Source organism: Acinetobacter sp. COS3 (assembly GCF_000475335.1).
Lineage (GTDB): Bacteria > Pseudomonadota > Gammaproteobacteria > Pseudomonadales > Moraxellaceae > Acinetobacter > Acinetobacter venetianus.
In genome coordinates, this window is the sequence record NZ_AXCD01000033.1 from 1 (window position 1) to 815 (window position 815).

1 protein-coding gene is annotated in these 815 nt (G+C 46.7%); it reads left to right on the forward strand.

All coding sequences use genetic code 11. From position 1 onward, the window contains the following. Nucleotides 1–815, forward strand: an 815-nt coding sequence (locus IO68_RS28240) for a type VI secretion system Vgr family protein (RefSeq protein ID WP_023013744.1), incomplete at both ends; no start/stop codon positions are given.

The window sequence follows — 815 nt, forward strand, 5'->3', positions numbered from 1 at the left end:
GCATCAGGCAACTCACAAATCGAAAAGCTGAACCAAAACTTAGGACACTATCACGACCTACAATCCAAATACTTCACCGCTCAAAGTACAGTACGTGATACACAAGTTGGCTACTGGTTTCAACTCATCGAACACCCTGAAATAGACCAACACAGTGGATCAGACCAAGAATTTCTGATTACAGGTAAAAGCTACTATAACCAAAACAATCTTCCCAAAGACTTGAATCAGCAAATTAACCAATTGCTACAACAAAGCCATTGGCAAAACGCCAATACCCAAACCAATACAGAAGAACGCCAAGCCAATACACTAACCTTACAACGCCGCAGTATCAAAACAGTCCCAGAATATCACCCACAGCAACACCGACCATCAGTATACCCACAACGCGCCAAAGTGGTGGGTCCAAGTGGAGAAGAAATCCATGTGGATGAATGGGGGCGCATAAAAGTCCGTTTTCTCTTCACAAGAAATGAAGACCATGAACATGATGGAGGCGCAGGCACGAATGACAACGACACCGATTCAGCTTGGGTCGATGTGCTGACGCCTTGGGCAGGAGAAGGCTATGGCGCACGCTTCCTCCCCCGCATTGATGAAATCGTGGTGATCGACTTCTTTGATGGCAACATTGATCGTCCATTTGTCACAGGACGCATTCATGAAGCACAACGCAGCCCGACCAAGTTCGACAATACAGGCAAGCTCCCAGACACCAAGAAACTGGCAGGGATCAAGTCCAAAGAATATCAGGGCGAAGGCTTTAACCAACTACGCTTTGATGACACTACAGGTCAGATCAGTGCCCAACT